At 71.7% G+C, this 19,550-nt stretch carries 16 protein-coding genes; 9 read left to right on the top strand and 7 right to left on the bottom strand.

Going from position 1 to position 19,550, the window contains the following annotated elements; genetic code table 11:
- The first annotated feature begins 64 nt into the window (after window positions 1-64).
- Window positions 65-397, top strand: a complete 333-nt coding sequence (locus tag AB0C73_RS03385; protein ID WP_362523997.1) for a DUF3817 domain-containing protein — start codon at window positions 65-67, stop codon at window positions 395-397.
- Between the two features lie 84 nt (window positions 398-481).
- Window positions 482-2,182: a methylmalonyl-CoA mutase family protein gene (locus AB0C73_RS03380; RefSeq protein WP_362523996.1), complete on the top strand. Its 1,701-nt coding sequence runs from the start codon at window positions 482-484 to the stop codon at window positions 2,180-2,182.
- A 71-nt stretch (window positions 2,183-2,253) separates the two neighbouring features.
- Here the strand turns inward: AB0C73_RS03380 and AB0C73_RS03375 are convergent, their stop codons facing one another.
- Window positions 2,254-2,883: a TetR/AcrR family transcriptional regulator gene (locus tag AB0C73_RS03375; RefSeq protein ID WP_362523994.1), complete on the bottom strand. Its 630-nt coding sequence runs from the start codon at window positions 2,881-2,883 to the stop codon at window positions 2,254-2,256.
- A 321-nt stretch (window positions 2,884-3,204) separates the two neighbouring features.
- On the opposite strand from AB0C73_RS03375, the gene AB0C73_RS03370 reads away from it, so the two are divergent.
- From AB0C73_RS03370 to AB0C73_RS03355, 4 genes are all read left to right on the top strand, one after another.
- Window positions 3,205-4,176, top strand: coding sequence for a tetratricopeptide repeat protein (locus AB0C73_RS03370; RefSeq protein ID WP_362523992.1), 972 nt, complete (start codon window positions 3,205-3,207; stop codon window positions 4,174-4,176).
- 602 nt (window positions 4,177-4,778) lie between these two features.
- The gene (locus AB0C73_RS03365) at window positions 4,779-5,432 is read left to right on the top strand and encodes a DUF6230 family protein (protein ID WP_362523990.1); all 654 of its coding nucleotides are present in this window, start codon (window positions 4,779-4,781) and stop codon (window positions 5,430-5,432) included.
- Between the two features lie 122 nt (window positions 5,433-5,554).
- Window positions 5,555-6,223 (top strand): DUF6114 domain-containing protein, encoded by a 669-nt coding sequence (locus tag AB0C73_RS03360; protein ID WP_362523988.1) that lies wholly within the window; start codon window positions 5,555-5,557, stop codon window positions 6,221-6,223.
- A gap of 109 nt (window positions 6,224-6,332) precedes the next feature.
- The gene (locus tag AB0C73_RS03355) at window positions 6,333-7,493 is read left to right on the top strand and encodes a hypothetical protein (protein WP_362523986.1); all 1,161 of its coding nucleotides are present in this window, start codon (window positions 6,333-6,335) and stop codon (window positions 7,491-7,493) included.
- Window positions 7,494-7,618: 125 nt separating this feature from the next.
- On the opposite strand, the gene pyk is transcribed toward AB0C73_RS03355, so the two are convergent.
- The 3 genes from pyk to pta form a co-directional block, all read right to left on the bottom strand.
- Entirely contained in the window at window positions 7,619-9,049 is a 1,431-nt protein-coding gene (gene pyk, locus AB0C73_RS03350) for a pyruvate kinase (RefSeq protein ID WP_362523984.1), read from the bottom strand.
- An 82-nt stretch (window positions 9,050-9,131) separates the two neighbouring features.
- Entirely contained in the window at window positions 9,132-10,358 is a 1,227-nt protein-coding gene (locus AB0C73_RS03345) for an acetate kinase (protein ID WP_362524699.1), read from the bottom strand.
- 14 nt (window positions 10,359-10,372) lie between these two features.
- The gene (pta, locus tag AB0C73_RS03340) at window positions 10,373-12,472 is read right to left on the bottom strand and encodes a phosphate acetyltransferase (protein ID WP_362523982.1); all 2,100 of its coding nucleotides are present in this window, start codon (window positions 12,470-12,472) and stop codon (window positions 10,373-10,375) included.
- A 290-nt stretch (window positions 12,473-12,762) separates the two neighbouring features.
- Here pta and AB0C73_RS03335 point away from each other — a divergent pair, with 290 nt between their 5' ends.
- Together AB0C73_RS03335 and AB0C73_RS03330 are read left to right on the top strand one after the other, a co-directional pair.
- Entirely contained in the window at window positions 12,763-13,788 is a 1,026-nt protein-coding gene (locus AB0C73_RS03335; RefSeq protein ID WP_362523980.1) for an ATP-dependent 6-phosphofructokinase, read from the top strand.
- Window positions 13,789-13,994: 206 nt separating this feature from the next.
- On the top strand, window positions 13,995-14,612 hold the full coding sequence (locus AB0C73_RS03330) for a hypothetical protein (RefSeq protein ID WP_362523978.1): 618 nt from the start codon (window positions 13,995-13,997) through the stop codon (window positions 14,610-14,612).
- 81 nt (window positions 14,613-14,693) lie between these two features.
- On the opposite strand, the gene AB0C73_RS03325 is transcribed toward AB0C73_RS03330, so the two are convergent.
- The 3 genes from AB0C73_RS03325 to AB0C73_RS03315 all read right to left on the bottom strand — a co-directional run bounded on the left by AB0C73_RS03325 (window position 14,694) and on the right by AB0C73_RS03315 (window position 17,860).
- A complete protein-coding gene (locus tag AB0C73_RS03325) occupies window positions 14,694-15,371 on the bottom strand; it encodes a helix-turn-helix transcriptional regulator (protein WP_362523976.1) in 678 nt (225 codons plus the stop codon).
- Between the two features lie 117 nt (window positions 15,372-15,488).
- Complete coding sequence (locus AB0C73_RS03320; protein ID WP_362523974.1) at window positions 15,489-16,193, bottom strand: response regulator; 705 nt, start codon at window positions 16,191-16,193, stop codon at window positions 15,489-15,491.
- Window positions 16,190-17,860: a sensor histidine kinase gene (locus tag AB0C73_RS03315; protein ID WP_362523972.1), complete on the bottom strand. Its 1,671-nt coding sequence runs from the start codon at window positions 17,858-17,860 to the stop codon at window positions 16,190-16,192. Before AB0C73_RS03315 ends, AB0C73_RS03320 begins: the two co-directional genes overlap by 4 nt.
- Window positions 17,861-18,098: 238 nt before the next feature.
- On the opposite strand from AB0C73_RS03315, the gene AB0C73_RS03310 reads away from it, so the two are divergent.
- Window positions 18,099-19,451, top strand: a complete 1,353-nt coding sequence (locus tag AB0C73_RS03310; protein ID WP_362523970.1) for a cation:dicarboxylase symporter family transporter — start codon at window positions 18,099-18,101, stop codon at window positions 19,449-19,451.
- Window positions 19,452-19,550 lie beyond the last annotated feature (99 nt).

Here is a 19,550-nt window from a genome sequence, read left to right as displayed (position 1 = left end):
CCCCGCTCCGAACCGCTCCGACCCGCGCGAAGATCGCCCCGAACGGGCGGTTACGCTCGATGCCATGAAATCCAGCGTGCTGACCCGCTACCGCGTCATGGCCTATGTGACCGCCGTCATGCTGCTCATCCTGTGCGCGTGCATGGTCGCCAAGTACGGCTTCGGCGTCGGTGAGGACCTGACCCTCGTGGTCTCCCAGATCCACGGCGTCCTCTACATCGTGTACTTGATCTTCGCCTTCGACCTGGGCTCCAAGGCCAAGTGGCCGTTCGGCAAGCTCGTCTGGGTGCTCGTCTCCGGCACGATTCCGACCGCCGCCTTCTTCGTCGAGCGCAAGGTCGTCCGCGAGACGCTTCCGCTGGTCAGCGGCGCGCAGCCGGCCCCGGCCAACGCCTGACCCCCGACGCCCCGGGTACGCCCCGCACATATGTGCGGGGCGCTGCCATCGACATTTACTAGGACGTCCTAGTAAATTCGAAGCATGGACGCTGACGCGATCGAGGAAGGCCGCCGTCGCTGGCAGGCCCGTTACGACAAGGCCCGCAAGCGCGACGCCGACTTCTCCACGCTCTCCGGGGACCAGGTCGACCCGGTCTACGGGCCCCGGCCGGGCGACGCCTACGAAGGGTTCGAGCGCATCGGCTGGCCCGGCGAGTACCCCTTCACCCGCGGTCTGCACCCGACCGGGTACCGGGGGCGCACCTGGACCATCCGCCAGTTCGCCGGCTTCGGCAACGCCGAGCAGACCAACGAGCGCTACAAGATGATCCTGGCCGCCGGCGGCGGCGGGCTCTCGGTGGCCTTCGACATGCCCACCCTGATGGGCCGCGACTCCGACGACCCGCGCTCGCTCGGCGAGGTCGGGCACTGCGGTGTCGCCATCGACTCCGCCGCCGACATGGAGGTCCTGTTCAAGGACATCCCACTCGGCGACGTCACCACCTCGATGACGATCTCGGGCCCCGCCGTCCCGGTCTTCTGCATGTACCTGGTCGCCGCCGAGCGCCAGGGCATCGACCCGGGCGTGCTCAACGGCACCCTCCAGACCGACATCTTCAAGGAGTACATCGCGCAGAAGGAGTGGCTCTTCCCGCCGGAGCCGCACCTGCGCCTGATCGGCGACCTCATGGAGCACTGCGCGGCGAACATCCCCGCGTACAAGCCGCTCTCGGTCTCCGGCTACCACATCCGCGAGGCCGGTGCGACGGCCGCGCAGGAGCTCGCGTACACCCTCGCCGACGGCTTCGGCTACGTGGAGCTCGGCCTGTCCCGCGGGCTCGACGTGGACGTCTTCGCGCCCGGTCTCTCCTTCTTCTTCGACGCGCACGTCGACTTCTTCGAGGAGATCGCCAAGTTCCGCGCCGCGCGCCGGATCTGGGCCCGCTGGATGAAGGAGGTCTACGGCGCCAAGACCGACAAGGCGCAGTGGCTCCGCTTCCACACCCAGACCGCCGGTGTCTCGCTCACCGCGCAGCAGCCGTACAACAACGTGGTGCGCACCGCGGTCGAGGCGCTCGCGGCGGTCCTCGGCGGCACCAACTCGCTGCACACCAACGCCCTCGACGAGACCCTCGCGCTCCCCAGCGAGCAGGCCGCCGAGATCGCCCTGCGCACGCAGCAGGTGCTGATGGAGGAGACCGGCGTCGCCAACGTGGCCGACCCGCTGGGCGGTGCCTGGTACGTCGAGCAGCTCACCGACCGGATCGAGGCCGACGCCGAGAAGATCTTCGAGCAGATCAAGGAGCGCGGACTGCGCGCCCACCCGGACGGCAAGCACCCGATCGGGCCGATCACCTCGGGCATCCTGCGCGGCATCGAGGACGGCTGGTTCACCGGCGAGATCGCCGAGTCCGCGTTCCGCTACCAGCAGTCCCTGGAGAAGGGCGAGAAGCGCGTCGTCGGCGTCAACGTGCACCACGGCTCGGTCACCGGCGACCTGGAGATCCTGCGGGTCAGCCACGAGGTCGAGTGGGAGCAGGTCCGGGTGCTCGGCGACCGCAAGGGCAAGCGGGACGAGGCCAAGGTGCGCGCCTCGCTCGACGCGATGCTGGCGGCGGCCCGGGACGGCAACAACATGATCCCGCCGATGCTCGACGCCGTACGGGCGGAGGCCACCCTCGGCGAGATCTGCGACGTGCTCCGCGACGAGTGGGGCGTGTACACGGAGCCGGCCGGTTTCTGACACGCGTTGACGAGTGAGGGGCGGTACGGGAGTTCCCGTACCGCCCCTCACTCGTCGTACTCGTACGCGTACTACCGGGACTCGTCCACCGCGGCCAGGCCGCCGATCAGCAGCGCGGACAGGCGCCGCACCCAGGCCTGGTCGACCGGTTCGGCGCTCACCAGGGCGCGGTGGACGACCGCGCCGGCCACCACGTCGAAGATCAGGTCGTCGCCGGCCGCGATCTTCTCCGGGTCGCGTTCGGCGGGGAGTTCGCCGCGTTCCTGGGCGCGCTGGCGGCCCTCCAGGACCAGGCGCTTCTGGCGCTCGACGATCGAGATGCGGATGCGCTCGCGCAGCGGCTCGTCGCGGGTGGACTCGGCGACCACGGCCATCAGGGCGGTCCTGGCCTCGGGGCGTTCGAGGAGCGCGGCGAACTGGAGCACGACGTTTTCGATGTCGGCGCGCAGGGAACCCAGATCGGGCAGTTCGAGTTCGTCGAACAGGACGGCGACGGCGTCCACGACGAGTTCGTTCTTGTTGGCCCAGCGGCGGTAGAGCGTGGTCTTGGCGACGCCGGCCCGGGTCGCGACGTCGCCCATGGAGAGCTTGGACCAGCCGAGTTCCACGAGGGCCGCCCGGGTCGCCTCCAGGATGGCCGTGTCGGCCTCCGCGGAGCGCGGGCGTCCGGTTCGGCTTCGGGGGCGCGTGCGGCTACACATGGACGCGACCATACCCGTCAGTAGGGTTTGCGTCAGGGGCTGGTGATGTGAGGCAGTTCACCATGGTCCCCGCCCCGCGGCGCCGCCTCCGCCATTACGCTACGACCCGTAGCGAAAGGCATGACCGACCCGGGACCCCGAGGGGTTCCCCGGCTTGATCGGCCCGAGCGACAACCACCGCGCCGGGTGGGGACCCGGCGCGACACCCGCACAGCACAGCAGTACAGCAGCACAGCACAGCGAACCGCACCGTCCCGCCCCGGACGGCGCGGTTCAGCCATGGCTTTCCGGTTACGCGCGCGGAGGGGGGAGGATAGAGCCATGCAGCCCCGAAACATGTCCATGAGCGGCGTCGTCGACCTCGCCGCGGTGAAGGCGGCCGGCGAGGCCAAGGCGAAGGCCGAGGCGGCGCGCGCCGAGGCCGCCCGGCACGGCGGCACGGCCGCCGTCGCCCCCTCCGCCCTGGTGATCGACGTCGACGAGGCCGGCTTCGAGCGCGATGTGCTCCAGCGGTCCGCCGAGGTCCCGGTCGTCATCGACTTCTGGGCCGAGTGGTGCGAGCCCTGCAAGCAGCTCAGCCCCCTTCTGGAGCGGCTCACCGTCGAGTACGGCGGCCGCATCCTGCTCGCCAAGATCGACGTCGATGCCAACCAGATGCTGATGCAGCAGTTCGGTGTCCAGGGAATTCCGGCCGTTTTCGCGGTGGTCGCCGGCCAGGCGCTGCCGCTCTTCCAGGGTGCGGCCCCCGAGGCGCAGATCCGCCAGACCCTCGACCAGCTGGTCCAGGTCGCCGAGGAGCGCTTCGGTCTCACCGGCATCCAGGTGGACCCGGACGCGACGGGCGCCGGGAGCGAGGCCGCCGCGCCGGTGGCCGGCCCGTACGACGCCCTCCTGGAGGCGGCCATGTCCGCGCTCGACGCGGGCGACCTGGCCGGCGCCGTCCAGGCGTACAAGAACGTGCTCGCCGACGACCCCGGTCACCCGGAGGCCAAGCTGGGGCTCGCCCAGGCCGAACTGCTCTCGCGGGTGCAGGGCGTGGACCCGCAGCAGGTGCGCAAGAACGCGGCCGACAACCCGGCCGACGTGGCCGCGCAGATCGCCGCCGCCGACCTGGACCTGGTGGGCGGTCATGTGACGGACGCCTTCGCGCGGCTCGTCGACACCGTGCGCCGTACGGCCGGTGAGGACCGGGACGCGGTACGGGTCCGGCTCCTGGAGCTGTTCGAGGTCATCGGGTCCGACGACCCGCGGGTGACGGCGGCCCGGCAGGCCCTGGCGAGCGCCCTTTTCTAGCCGTTCTTTCGTCGCCGGCCGGGCCCCGGAACGGGACGATTTGGCGACACGGTGACATTCAGCGGCCGCGCTTTACCAAAACTTGGTAATCGCGGCCGCTGTTACTTGCAGTAAATCGATCTCGCGATTCTGTCCGGATTTCTCCGGCCTTCTCATTCTTTGTCGTGCGCCCTGGCGGCACCCTGTGTGCCTGCCCCGTGTCAGCCGGTCGTCCCGTGGTTATCAGGCCGTTACTAGCGAGTAACGAACCCCCTTGTGCCGGGGCCGGGAATGGACCACGATCGGCGACGCTCGGTCCGACACCGCACCAGCCCGGCGAATCCGCCGACTGTGCGGCGAAGGGTCCCCACCGGGCGGGCCGGCGGCGACGCCGCCGGTCGTGGACAGGGGGGTTCCTGCTCTGACCGGCAGGGCCTGTCCAGCTCCGGCCGCGCACCGCGCGGCCAGTGGTTGTCGCTCGGGGGTGATCGCCGGTGATCGGGACGTGCGTCGTGCCGCCTGAGCCCTCGGCGCTCTCCTTCCCGAGGACGTAGCACTTCTCCCATCCCAGGACGGGCCCCTGGGCCCATCCGGAGATGTACGTCCGAGAAGGAGGAATTCTCATGAAGTCCCAGGTTCGTGGCGGGACCAGATGGAAGCGGTTCGCCGTCGTCATGGTGCCGAGCGTGGCCGCGACGGCCGCGATCGGTGTCGGCCTCGCCCAGGGCGCGCTCGCCGCGTCGTTCAGCATTTCCGGCCAGGATTTCAAGGTCAAGGCCGACAAGCTCGTCGGCAAGGACTTCGTCCAGTACGGCAGCGTCGACGCGGGCAAGACCCTCGACGGCAAGGACTTCGCTGAGCCCGTCGCGGTGTCCGGCTTCTCCGAGGCCGAGATCACCAACATGTGCCAGTCCGTCGTGACGCCGAACGTCCCGTTCGTCGGCGACGTCACGCTGGTGCTGCGGGCCGGCACGGAGGCCGGCAAGCCGGTCTACGCGAAGGGCATCTACCTCGATGTCGCCGAGCTGAAGGCCGACGCCGAGTTCGGAAACATCGACATCGGCGTCGCGGCGGGCAACCTCGCCAAGGAGCCGGGCAAGCCGGGCATCCAGCCGAACACCAAGGCCAACCCGTACGGCTTCGGCCAGCGTGCCGAGACCGCGACGCTCTCCGGCGTCCACCAGCGGGCGTGGGCCACCACGGCCGCGACCTTCAAGCTGCCGAACCTCGACCTCTCGCTGCACCGCGGCAAGGGCGCCGACGTCGAGTGCTACTGATGCCGAAGTCCGTCCAGGACTGACGCGCGCGGGTGCGGGGCCGTCCCGTACGGCCCCCACCCGCTTCGGTAGCGCCCCTTTCTTCACCATCTCAGCAACACCGCTTCCAGGGAGCTGTTTCCATGAGCGCCGAGTCCACTGCTTCCAGCGGCGTCCCCCAGGAGAACCTGTTCAAGCAGGAGAACCGGTTCAAGGTCTGGCGGCAGACCCGGCCCTTCTGGGCGGGCCTCTTCACCATGATCGGCGGCGTACCGATCGCCTATCTCCCGTACGGGGACATGCGGCTCGGCAGCATGACGATCGCGATGCAGACGACGGCCGGAGCCGGTGCGCTGATCATCGGCGTTCTGCTCGTCACGCTCGGGCTGACGATGTGGTTGCAGCCCCTCGTCCGGGTCTTCGCCGGTGTCGCGGCGATCGTGCTCGCCCTGGTCTCCATCCCCGTGTCGAACTTCGGCGGCCTGGTCGTCGGCTTCCTGTTCGCACTCATCGGCGGCGCCATGTCCGCGGCGTGGGCGCCGGCCGAGCCGAAGTCCGAGGAGGCCGTCGCGGACGCCCCGGAACACACGGGCGACGCCCCGGAACACACGGGCGACGCCGAGGAGCCGGCCGGCCAGGAGGCAGGCCAGGAGGCCGAGCAGCCGGAGGCCGGGCAGGCGGAGGCCGAGGCCGCCGCGGACGAGCACACGCACGACGGCACCACGCAGCCCGTGATCCCTCAGCAGGGTCAAGAGGAGCCGGTGGCCGGGAAGACGATCGACGTCAACGGCGGGAGGAACAGTGCGGGGTGACGAAACACAGTCGGCCGGGACGACGAGAGGGCCGCGCCACGCGGCCCCTCGCAAGTCCCTCCTGAACAAGCTCCACGCACCCGTCGGCAAGGCGATGGCCCTCGCGGCCATGCCCACGGCGGTCATCATGGGCATGGGCCTGGCACCCCGGCTCGCCCTCGCCGACGACAGCACGGACATCCCGTTCGCCCCCGGCCCCTGCGTGACCCGCTCGGACGAGCCGACGCCCGACGCGACCGCCACGCCCGACGCGACCGAGAGCCCGAAGCCGACCGCGAGCGCCACCGCGACCGCGACGCCGACCGAGGAGCCCGCTCCGGACACCTCGGCGACCGCCACGCCCAAGCCGACCGCGACCTCCGGCACCACCGCGCTGCGGCAGGCGGCGCCCGCGGCCGGCACCACCACGGCCGCGCCCGCCCCGACCCCGACGGCGACCAAGACGGTCAACCCGCTCGACCCGCTGGGTGTCGGCGACGCGCTCAAGGACCTGTTCGACGGACCGGACAAGACGACCGCACCGGCACCCACGCCGACCGCGACCACGTCGACGTCCAAGGCTCCGGCTCCGGCGCCCACCGCGACCAGCGCCCCGGCGAAGACCACCGCGCCCACGGGCACCTCCGCGGACAAGACCGTGGACGCGACCGTCGACAGCACCAAGGCCGCCATCCAGGACGCCGCGGACAAGGCCGGTGCCACCACTGCGGAGCTGGACGACTCGGCGAAGGGCCTCGAACCGACCACGGACGAGGACATACCGGACGGCGCCAAGCCGCGCTTCCCGTGCCCCGAGCCCGACCCGGAGGCGCTGGCCGCGGCGGAGCTGGAGACCGGCATGCCGCTGCTCCCGGACGACCCGTGGCGCCTGGAGACCAGCACGCTGGAGCTGCGCGGTCTCAAGTACCACGGCATCGTCGAGGTGAAGACGGGCAGCGGTCAGATCAAGAAGGTCCTCAAGTTCACCGCGGACGAGGTGGACATCTGGAACCTGCACCAGCTGACCGTGCACTCCGAGGGCCTGACCGGACACGTCCGCTCCGACCCGGGCTCGAAGTCCACCATCCGCAACGGCACGGTGACCATGTACACGGAGGAGCTGAAGGGCAACCTCTTCGGCCTCATCCCGGTCACCTTCAGCCCACAGTCCCCGCCGCCGCTCGACGTCCCCTGGGCCGTCTTCACCAGCTGCACGGTGAAGCAGGCCGGCCAGTTCGGCGGCACGCTCCGGGTCCCGGGCCTGCGCAACACGATCGAGCCGAACGCGTAACAGACCCTTCCGGGAGCCGCACAAGACGGAGCCCCCGCCCCTCCGAGGAGGGACGGGGGCTCCGTCGTGGATCAGGCCGTACATCAGGCCGTACATCAGGCCCTACGTCAGGCCGTGCGGGAGCGTCAGTCGCGCTCTCCGCCGCCCAGGTGGTGCACCCGGACCATGTTGGTGGTGCCGGGGACGCCGGGGGGCGAGCCGGCGGTGATGATCATGGTGTCGCCGGCGTTGAAGCGCTGGAGCTTCAGCAGCTCCTGGTCGACCAGGTCGACCATGGAGTCCGTGTTGTCCACGAACGGGACCAGGAAGGACTCCACGCCCCAGCTCAGGGTGAGCTGGTTGCGGGTGCTCTCGTCGGTGGTGAAGGCCAGGATCGGCTGGGCCGCGCGGTAGCGGGACAGGCGGCGGGCCGTGTCGCCGGACTGGGTGAAGGCGATCAGCGACTTGCCGCCCAGGAAGTCGGCGATCTCGCAGGCCGCGCGCGCGACCGAACCGCCCTGGGTGCGCGGCTTCTTGCCCGGGACCAGCGGCTGGAGGCCCTTGGAGAGCAGCTCCTCCTCGGCCGCGGTGACGATCTTCGACATCGTCTTCACGGTCTCGATCGGGTAGGCGCCCACGCTCGACTCGGCGGAGAGCATGACCGCGTCCGCGCCGTCCAGGATCGCGTTGGCGACGTCGCTCGCCTCGGCGCGGGTCGGGCGGGAGTTGGTGATCATCGACTCCATCATCTGGGTGGCGACGATGACCGGCTTGGCGTTGCGGCGGCACATCTCGACGAGGCGCTTCTGCACCATCGGGACGCGCTCCAGCGGGTACTCCACGGCGAGGTCACCGCGGGCCACCATGACGGCGTCGAAGGCGGCGACGACCTCGGCCATGTTCTCGACCGCCTGCGGCTTCTCCACCTTGGCGATGACCGGGACCCGGCGGCCCTCCTCGTCCATCACCTTGTGGACGTCCTTGACGTCGGCGGCGTCGCGGACGAAGGACAGCGCGACCATGTCGCAGCCCATGCGCAGCGCGAACCGCAGGTCCTCGACGTCCTTCTCGGACAGGGCCGGGACGTTGACGGCCGCGCCGGGCAGGTTGATGCCCTTGTGGTCGGAGATGACCCCGCCCTCGATGACGACCGTCTTCACCCGCGGGCCCTCGACCTCGACCACGCGCAGCTCGACGTTGCCGTCGTTGATCAGGACCTGGTCGCCCTTGGACACGTCGCCGGGCAGGCCCTTGTACGTGGTGCCGCAGATCGACTTGTCGCCCGGGACGTCCTCGATGGTGATGGTGAACTCGTCACCGCGCACCAGCTCGACGGGACCCTCGGCGAAGGTCTCCAGACGGATCTTGGGGCCCTGGAGGTCGGCCAGCACACCGACGGCGCGGCCGGTCTCCGCAGCGGCCCTGCGGAGACGGTCGTACCGCTCCTGGTGCTCTGCCTGGGTCCCGTGGCTCATGTTGAATCGGGCCACGTTCATGCCGGCCTCGATGAGAGCCTTCAGCTGCTCATAGGAGTCGACGGCGGGGCCCAGCGTGCAGACGATTTTGGAACGGCGCATACGACGGATCCTATCGGTTTGTTTCGCTGCGGAATATTCCGTCTGGTGGAATGTACAAATGGGCGCGGAGCCGCTCAGGCGTTCACTCCTTCGGGGTCGATTCGCTCACAAGTGCGTAGCTCTGCCGGGCGATCTCCAGCTCCTCGTCGGTCGGTACGACGGCCACCGCCACCCGCGCGTACGCCGGCGAGATGATCCGCGCCTCGCCGGACCGCACCGCGTTCAGGTCGGCGTCCACCGCCAGGCCCAGCTCCTCCAGACCCGCGATGGCAGCCTCCCGTACCGGTGCCGCGTTCTCGCCGACCCCCGCCGTGAACACCACCGCGTCCACCCGCCCGAGCACCGCGTAGTACGCCCCGATGTACTTCTTCAGCCGGTGCACGTAGATGTCGAAGGCCAGCGCCGCGCGCGCGTCGCCCTCCTCGATCCGGCGCCGGATCTCCCGCATGTCGTTGTCGCCGCACAGTCCGACCAGACCGGACCTCTTGTTGAGCAGCACGTCGATCTCGTCCGCCGACATGCCCGCCACCCGCTTGAGGTGGAAGGTGACCGCCGGGTCGATGTCGCCCGAGCGGGTGCCCATGACCAGGCCTTCGAGCGGCGTCAGACCCATCGAGGTGTCCACGCAGCGGCCGCCGCGCACCGCCGAGGCGGAGGCCCCGTTGCCCAGGTGCAGCACGATCACGTTCACCTCCTCGGGCTCCTTGCCGAGCAGCTTCGCCGTCTCCCGGGAGACGTACGCGTGCGAGGTGCCGTGGAAGCCGTAGCGGCGGATGCGGTGCGCGTCCGCGGTCTCCACGTCGATCGCGTAGCGCGCCGCCGACTCCGGCATCGTGGTGTGGAAGGCGGTGTCGAAGACCGCGACCTGCGGCAGGTCGGGGCGCATCGCCATGGCCGTACGGATGCCGAGCAGGTTCGCCGGGTTGTGCAGCGGCGCCACCGGGACGAGCCGCTCGATCTCGGCGAGGACCTCGTCGTCGATGACGGTCGGCTGGGTGAAGCGCAGCCCGCCGTGCACCACCCGGTGCCCGATCGCGGCGAGTTCGGGGGAGTCCAGGCCGATGCCGTCGGCGGCCAGCTCCTCGGCGACGGCCTTCAGGGCGGCCGCGTGGTCGGCGATGGGGCCGTTCTTCTCGCGCTTCTCACCGCCGCCTCCGAGCAGCGGGGTGTGGACGAGCCGCGAGGTCTCCTCGCCGATCCGCTCGACCAGGCCGGACGCGAGCCGGCTGCCGTCCCGCATGTCGAGCAGCTGGTACTTCACCGACGAGGAGCCGGAGTTGAGGACCAGGACACGGGTGGGAGACGTCATGCGGGTCATGCGGGTCATGCCGGGAGCTCCTGGGACTGGGGCTGGGCCTGGGGCTGGGACTGGATCGCCGTGATGGCGACGGTGTTGACGATGTCGCTGACGAGCGCGCCGCGCGAGAGGTCGTTCACGGGCTTGCGCAGGCCCTGGAGCACCGGGCCGACGGCGACCGCGCCGGCCGAACGCTGCACGGCCTTGTACGTGTTGTTGCCGGTGTTGAGGTCCGGGAAGATCAGCACGGTGGCCTGGCCGGCCACCTCCGACTCCGGCAGCTTGGTGGCCGCCACGGACGGCTCGACGGCCGCGTCGTACTGGATCGGGCCCTCGATGCGCAGCTCCGGCCGGCGCTCGCGGACCAGCTTCGTGGCCTCGCGCACCTTGTCGACGTCGGCGCCGGAGCCGGAGGTGCCGGTGGAGTACGACAGCATCGCGATCCGCGGCTCGACGCCGAAGCGGGCGGCGGTGGCCGCCGACTGCACGGCGATGTCCGCCAGTTGCTCGGCGTCCGGGTCCGGGTTGACCGCGCAGTCGCCGTACACGAGCACCTTGTCGGCGAGGCACATGAAGAAGACCGAGGAGACGATCGAGGCCTCCGGCTTGGTCTTGATGATCTCGAAGGCGGGGCGGATCGTCGCGGCCGTGGAGTGCACCGAGCCGGAGACCATGCCGTCGGCCAGGCCCTCCTCGACCATCAGCGTGCCGAAGTAGTTCACGTCCGAGACGACGTCGTACGCGAGCTCCACCGTGACGCCCTTGTGGGCGCGCAGCTGCGCGTACTTCTCGGCGAAGGCGTCGCGCAGCTCCGAGGTCTGCGGGTCGATCAGCTGGGTGTCGCCGAGGTCCATGCCCAGGTCGGCGGCCTTCTTGCGGATCGCCTCGACGTCGCCGAGCAGCGTCAGGTCGCAGACGTCGCGGCGGAGCAGCACGTCGGCGGCGCGCAGCACCCGCTCCTCGGAGCCCTCGGGGAGCACCACCCGGCGCCGGTCGGCCCGGGCCTGTTCGAGCAGTTCGTGCTCGAACATCATCGGGGTGACCCGGCCGCTGCGGGCGACGGAGACACGGCGCAGCAGGTCCGCGGTGTCGACGTGCCGCTCGAAGAGGCCGAGCGCGGTCTCCGCCTTGCGGGGCGTCGCCGCGTTCAGCTTCCCTTCCAGGGCGAAGAGTTCGGAGGCGGTGGGGAAGCTGTAGCCCGGTACGGAGATGACCGGGGTGCCGGGCGCGAGCCTGGCCGCCAGGGTGAGGATCTCGTCGCTGGGGCGCTCGTCGAGGGTGAGCAGCACACCGGCGATCGGCGGGGTGCCTGCCGAGTGCGCGGCGAGCGCGCCGATGACGAGATCGGCCCGGTCGCCGGGGGTGACCACCAGACAGCCCGGGGTCAGGGCGTTGAGGAAGTTCGGCAGCATCGCGCCGCCGAAGACGAAGTCGAGGGCGTCGCGGGCGAACCCGGCGTCGTCCCCGAGGAGCACCTTGGCGTCGAGCGCGTGGGTGATCTGGGAGACCGTCGGCGCGGAGAGGGCCGGCTCGTCGGGCACGACGTAGCAGGGCACGGGCAGCCGGGCGGCGAGCCGCTCCGCGATCACCTCCCGGTCCTCCGCGGCCACCCGGTTGACCACCATCGCGAGCACGTCGCAGCCGAGCCCGTCGTACGCGCGGAACGCGTTGCGGGCCTCGGCGCGTACGGACTCGGCGGTCTGGTCCTTGCCGCCGACCACGGGTATCACGGAGGCGCCGAACTCGTTGGCGAGCCGCGCGTTCAGCGCCAGCTCGTCGGGGAGCTGGGTGGCGGCGAAGTCGGTGCCGAGGACGAGCACCACCTCGTAGTCGCGGGCCACCGCGTGGAACCGGTCCACGAGCCGGGACACCAGCTCGTCGGTACCCTGCTCCGCCTGCAGCGCGGACGCGTCCTGGTAGTCCATGCCGTACACGGTCGCCGGGTCCTGGGTCAGCCGGTAGCGGGCGCGCAGCAGGTCGAAGAGCCGGTCGGGACCGTCGTGCACCAGCGGCCGGAACACCCCCACGCGGTCCACCTGGCGGGTCAGGAGCTCCATGACTCCCAGCTCGACGACCTGGCGGCCGTCTCCGCGGTCGATCCCGGTCACGTACACGCTGCGCGTCACGCCGTGTTCTCCTGTCCGAATATCAGCGGGGCTCCTGTCAATCGGGTGCGAGCAGAAAGCACCGATGGAGCGGCAATGCCCTCTTGACAATACCCCTGGGGATCGATACGACGCCCGCTGGGCGAAGGGCCTCACACCCCGGGACCAAAGGCCTCCGGAGCCCGCCGAAGGCCCTCCGCGGCAGGGCCCGGGGAGCGGCCGCGGAGGAGCAGTGAGCGCGTCCGTGCCGCCGAGCGTGTGAGAATCGAGAGCGGCTCCCCGTACCACTACCGAGCAGGAGACACAGCACGATGCGCATCGGAGTTCTGACAGCGGGCGGCGACTGTCCCGGCCTGAACGCGGTGATCCGGTCGATCGTGCACCGGGCCGTGACGCACTACGGCGACGAGGTCATCGGGTTCGAGGACGGCTACGCGGGCCTCCTCGACGGGCGCTACCGCACCCTCGACCTCAACGCCGTCAGCGGCATCCTCGCCCGCGGCGGCACCATCCTCGGCTCCTCGCGCCTGGAGCGCGCCCGCTTCGCCGCGGCCTGCGCGAACGCCAAGGAGCTCATCGAGAAGAGCGGCTTCGACGCGCTCGTCCCGATCGGCGGCGAAGGCACCCTCACCGCCGCGCGGATGCTGTCCGAGGCGGGCGTCCCGGTCGTCGGCGTCCCGAAGACCATCGACAACGACATCTCCGCCACCGACCGCACCTTCGGCTTCGACACCGCGGTCGGCGTCGCCACCGAGGCGATGGACCGGCTCAAGACCACCGCGGAGTCGCACCAGCGCGTCATGGTCGTCGAGGTGATGGGCCGGCACGCCGGCTGGATCGCGCTGGAGTCCGGCATGGCCGGCGGCGCCCACGGCATCTGCCTGCCCGAGCGCGCCTTCGACCCGGCCGACCTGGTCAAGATGGTCGAGGAACGCTTCGCGCGCGGCAAGAAGTTCGCCGTCATCTGCGTCGCCGAGGGCGCCCACCCGGCCGAGGGCACCATGGACTACGGCAAGGGCGAGATCGACCAGTTCGGTCACGAGCGCTTCCGGGGCATCGGCACCGCCCTCGCGTACGAACTGGAGCGCCGCCTCGGCAAGGAGGCCCGCCCGGTCATCCTCGGCCACGTCCAGCGCGGCGGCACCCCGACCGCGTACGACCGGGTGCTCGCCACCCGCTTCGGCTGGCACGCGGTGGAGGCGGTGCACCGCGGCGACTTCGGCAACATGACGTCGCTGCGGGGCACGGATGTGCGGATGGTGCCGCTGGCGGAGGCGGTGACGCAGCTGAAGACGGTGCCGGAGGACCGGATGCGGGAGGCGGAGTCGGTCTTCTGACGTCCGTCTGACGTCCGTCTGACGTCGCGGTCCTCCGGCCTCAGGGGCTTTCGGCCCTCGGCGAGGGACCTCCGCCCCCACTTGTCCCGGCACTTGTCCCGGCTTTCAGCTCCCGGCCCCGATCGTCCCCGTGACGATCGGGGCCGAATCCGTGCTTGAGCCCTGTGCGCCGGTCGACAAGGCTGGGGCCCGTGGGAATGGCGGCCATGGGTGACCCGGCCCCCGACCCCGGGGTGCGGGGACGGCTGCGCCGCGGGCTCGTCGGGGTGATCGGCGTGGCCGGTCTGGTGCTCGCGGCCGTCAGCGTGATCGCCCTGGTCCTCGGGGGCGGCCCGGGGCACGGCGATCTGGTCGAGGGACCGGTGACGATCAAGGCGCTGGACTCCGGCCTGTGCCTGGGCGAGCGGCGCGGCACCGGCACCGGCACCGGCACCGGCCAGGTCCTCCAGCTCGCCTGCGCGGACGCCGGTGTGCCGAGCCACTCGCTGGAGCGCGTGGGCGCCCCGGGCGACGCCCACTGGCGGATCGTCAGCCGGCACCCCGACCGCGGCCCCGGCTGCTGGGGCCTCCCCGCCGGCGGCCGGACACCCGACGCCATGCTCGACGACTCCACGTGCGGCGCCCCCACCCGCGTCGAGACCTTCACCCTCCACCCCTACGGCACCCCACCCGCCGGCTACCGCCTCACCCCGGCGGCCCCCGCGCCCCCGGACACGTGCGTCACGGTCGGGGACGAGAGGGAGGCGGAGGGCGCGGGTCTGGTGCAGGCCCCGTGCACCCCGGACGCCAAGGGCCAGGTGTTCGTGTTCGAGCGCGGGGAGTGAGGGGGCGGGGGCCTGCTCCGCCGGCCGCCCATGTCACGGAAGTCGTGGAGCCGTTCGAAGGCCATGTGCCGTCTCGCGCGGTCAGCCCAGGGGCGCGGCCGCCGCCCAGAAATGGTCCATGATCCCGTCCAGGTACGCCCGGCCCTCGTCGCCCGTCGCCCCCGACGCGCCCCAGCTGCTGGTCGCGGCCATCCGCGCGTGGTACTCGCCGTGCAGCCGCTGCAACGCCTGCTCCACCGAGCGCCGGGGCAGCGGCAGCAGCTTCCCGACCGGTTTCACGTACGCCTGCCACCGCGTCGTCGCCGCGTCCCGCAGCAGCCCGGACAGCTGCTCGTCCCCGCCGGTCGCGGTGAGCAGCTCGCGCGGCCCGAGGCCGAGCGCCTCGGCGAGGGCGGCGGTCTGCCGTTCGGTGCCGCGCCAGCCGCCGGACTCCTCCATGCGGAGGTACGCGGTGGGGTCGAGCCCCACCTGCCGCGCCAGGTCCTCGGGCGCGAGGCCGCGGGCGATCCGGTGCTCGCGCAGGGTGGTGGCCGCCATCAGGAGCTCGGCGGGGGAGCACCACAGCACCCCGGCGAGGGCGGTGAGCTCCTGCGCGCCGGGGGCGGCGCGGCCGCGTTCCCAGGCGATGACGGTGTCGGGGGTGACGTGCAGGCCGTACTGGGCGCGGAGCCCGTAGGCGACATGGCCCGGGGCCATGCCGAGCCCCTCGCGCAGTCGGCGTGCGGCGAGGGCGTCGAAGGGTGGGGCGGGATGGTGCATCCGGCCACGGTAGGAGCGGGGGGTGACTCCTGGCTACGGTGTGTTCACCCAACGCTTTCGCTTGTGGGAACGTGGGAACCGCTCAGTAACCGACAGCCGTGCGCCCGTGACCCCCGGTCAGCGGCCGCGGGCCTCCAGCCACCGGTACTGCAGCTCCGGGCGGCCGATCTGGCCGTACTGCGGGGCCCGGGCCGCCCGGCCCGCCGTCACCAGGTGTTCCAGGTAGCGGCGCGCGGTGATCCGGGAGATGCCGACCGCCACGCCCGCCTCCGTCGCCGTCAGGCCGTCCGGCGCCGCCCGCAGCGAGCGGGTGACCGCCTCCAGGGTGGGGCCGCTCAGGCCCTTGGGCAGGGCGGCGGGCTGCGGCGCGCGCAGGGTCGCGAGGGCCCGGTCCACCTCGTCCTGGCCCGAGGCCTCGCCGGCCGACGACCGGAACTCCGCGTAGCGCACGAGCCGGTCCCGCAGGGTCGCGAAGGCGAACGGCTTGAGGACGTACTGCACGACGCCCAGCGACACGCCCTCCCGCACGATCGTGAGGTCCCGCGCCGAGGTCACCGCGATCACGTCCGCCGCGTGGCCGGCCGCCCGCAGCGCGCGAAGGAGCTGGAGCCCGTGCCCGTCCGGCAGGTACAGGTCGAGCAGCAGCAGATCGACCCGGGTCCGGTCGAGCAGCCGCACCGCCTCGGCCCGCGAGTGCGCCACGCCCACCACGGTGAAGCCGGGCACCCGCCCCGCGTACAGGGCGTGCGCGTCGGCGGCGACGGGATCGTCCTCGACCACGAGCACCCGGATGCCGTCACCACGGCCACCGCCGCCGCTCACGCGCCCACCTCCGCCGTGATCCGCTCAGGGGCGGCCACGTCGAGCGGCAGCCGTACGGTGAACTCCGCGCCGCCCAGCGGGGATTCGGCGATCGTCAGGGTGCCCGAGGCGCGGCGCACGGCCTGCTGGACCAGGGCGAGGCCGAGGCCCCGGCCCGGGCCGCGGGTCGACCAGCCGCGGTCGAGCACGTCGGCGCGGTCCTCGGGGCGCACCCCGGGCCCGCTGTCCCCGACCCGGATCAGCAGCTCGCCTCCGCCGCCGGCGAGCGCGGTGACGGTGACCCGCCCGCTCCGTCCGCCCTCGGGGAGTCCCGCCGCCTCCACCGCGTTGTCGATCAGGTTGCCCAGGATCGTCACCAGGTCGCGCGCGGGAGGCGACACCGGAAGCACCCCGTCGTCGATCCGGCTGTCTTCCGTGAGGACCAGCTCCACGCCCCGCTCGTTGGCCTGCGCCGCCTTGCCGAGGAGCAGCGCGGCGAGCACCGGCTCGCCGACCGCCGTGACCACCCGGTCGGTCAGCGCCTGCGCCAGCTCCAGCTCGGCCGTGGCGAAGCCCACCGCCTCGTCGACCCGGCCCAGCTCGATCAGCGAGACCACGGTGTGCAGCCGGTTCGCCGCCTCGTGCGCCTGGGAGCGCAGCGCCTCCGTGAAGCCCCGCTCCGAGTTCAACTCGCCCGACAGGGCCTGGAGTTCGGTACGGTCCCGGAGGGTGACCACGGTGCCCCGGCGTTCCCCGCCGACCACCGGCCGGGTGTTCAGGACGAGGACCCGCTCGTCGGTCAGATGCAGCTCGTCCACCCGCGGCTCGGCGGAGAGCAGCGCTCCGGTCAGCGGCGCGGGCAGCCCGAGCTCGGCCGCCGAGCAGCCCACCACGTCCACCCCGCACAGCCCGAGCAGCTCCCGCGCCCCGTCGTTGATCAGCGCGATCCGGCGCTGCCCGTCCAGCATCACCAGCCCCTCGCGCACCGCGTGCAGCGCGGCCTCGTGGTAGTCGTGCATCCGGCTCAGCTCGGTCGCGTTCATGCCCTTGGTGCTGCGCCGGAGCCGCGCGTTGATGACGTACGTGCCCGCGCCGCCGAGCACCAGCGCCGCGCCCGCCGTGCCGAGCAGCGCCGTGACCTGCTCCCGTACCTGCTGGCTGATCCGCTCGACGGTGATGCCGGAGCTCACCAGGGCGATCACCCGGCGCCGGCCCGGCTCCCCGGCCTGCTCACGGTCGTCGAAGACCGGCGCGACCGTGCGCACCGAGAGCCCGAGCACGCCCTTGTGCGTCTCGGAGAAGGTCTCGCCGCGCACCGCCCGGTCGATGTGCCCGAGGTAGGTGTGCCCGATCTGCTCGGGCTCCGGGTGCGTCCAGCGGGTGCCGTCCGGGGCCATGACCACCACGTAGCTGACGCCCGCGTCCCGGCGCACGGCCTCCGCGTACGGCTGGAGCCGCGCCGTCGGGCTCGTGTGCCCGGCGGCCTGTGCCGCCGCCACCACCGCCGGGGAGGCGGCGACCGCCGTCGCGGCCGCCGTGGACTGCCGGCGTGCGGTCTCCTCGGCCTGGGCGCGATCCGTCACGTACGCGAAGACGACGCATCCCGCGACGACGGCGGCCACCAGGACGACCTGCATGGCGAACAGCTGACCGGCCAGGCTGCGGGGGCGGGGGAGACGGAGACGCATGCGAGCCAGTGTGCCCCGCCCGATTTGCTCCCCCGAACCCACAGGCCGAATCGTTCCGCGAACGAGACGAAAGGCACGCGCGCGGGCACGCACCGCGAAGGCATCAGCAGGCGCCCGCGCTGGACCGTGGCATTTCGGCCATGAACGAAACGTACGCAACGGTGACCCCGGTCACAGGGCTGATGGATAGTCGCGGGGATCCACCGGGACGTGGACAACTGAGGACGAGGAGGACCCCGTGGCCGCAAGACGGGACCGCACCCACTATCTGTACCTGGCCGTCATCGGCGCCGTCGTGCTCGGCATCGCCGTCGGCTTCCTGGCGCCCGGCGTCGCCGTCGAGCTCAAGCCGATCGGCACCGGCTTCGTCAATCTGATCAAGATGATGATCTCGCCGATCATCTTCTGCACGATCGTGCTCGGCGTCGGTTCGGTCCGCAAGGCCGCCAAGGTCGGCGCCGTCGGCGGTCTCGCCCTCGGTTACTTCCTGGTGATGTCGACCGTCGCCCTCGCCATCGGCCTGGTCGTCGGCAACATCCTGGAGCCCGGTTCCGGCCTCCACCTCACCAAGGACATCGCCGAGGCCGGCGCCAAGCAGGCCGAGGGAGCGAGCGAGGGCACCGCCGACTTCCTCCTCGGCATCATCCCCAAGACCCTCGTCTCCGCCTTCACCGAGGGCCAGGTGCTCCAGACCCTGCTCGTCGCGCTCCTCGCGGGCTTCGCGCTCCAGGCGATGGGCGCGGCCGGCGAGCCGGTCCTGCGCGGCATCGGGCACATCCAGCGCCTGGTCTTCCGCATCCTCGCGATGATCATGTGGGCCGCGCCGGTCGGCGCGTTCGGCGCGATGGCCGCCGTCGTCGGCGCGACCGGCGTCGACGCGCTCAAGTCGCTCGCCGTCATCATGATCGGCTTCTACACCACCTGCGCGCTGTTCGTCTTCGTGGTGCTCGGCACGCTGCTCCGGCTGATCGCCGGCGTCAACATCTTCTCGCTCCTGAAGTACCTGGGCCGCGAGTTCCTGCTCATCCTGTCCACCTCCTCCTCGGAGTCGGCCCTGCCGCGTCTGATCGCGAAGATGGAGCACCTGGGCGTCTCGAAGCCGGTGGTCGGCATCACCGTCCCGACCGGCTACTCCTTCAACCTCGACGGCACCGCCATCTACCTCACGATGGCCTCGCTCTTCGTCGCCGAGGCGATGGGCGACCCGCTGTCGATCGGCGAGCAGGTCTCCCTCCTCGTCTTCATGATCATCGCCTCGAAGGGTGCGGCGGGCGTCACCGGCGCCGGCCTCGCCACCCTGGCCGGCGGCCTCCAGTCGCACCGCCCCGACCTCGTCGACGGCGTCGGCCTGATCGTCGGCATCGACCGCTTCATGAGCGAGGCCCGCGCCCTCACCAACTTCGCGGGCAACGCCGTCGCCACGGTCCTGGTCGGCACGTGGACCAAGGAGATCGACAAGGCCCGCGTCACCGAGGTGCTCGCCGGCCACGTCCCCTTCGACGAGACCACCCTCGTCGACGACCACGCCCCCGCCGCCGTGCCGGACCAGCGCGCCGACGAGGGCGAGGAGAAGGCCCCCGCCGCCGTCTGACGTCCGGCAGCGCGTGAGACCTCCGGGCCCCGGGCCTTGAGCCGGATCCGGGTCCCGGACGCGGAACGCCCCCGTCGCGCATGCGGCGGGGGCGTTCCG

The organism is Streptomyces sp. NPDC048623 (assembly GCF_040650755.1).
GTDB lineage: Bacteria > Actinomycetota > Actinomycetes > Streptomycetales > Streptomycetaceae > Streptomyces.
This window is presented reverse-complemented; position numbering and strand designations above follow the sequence as displayed.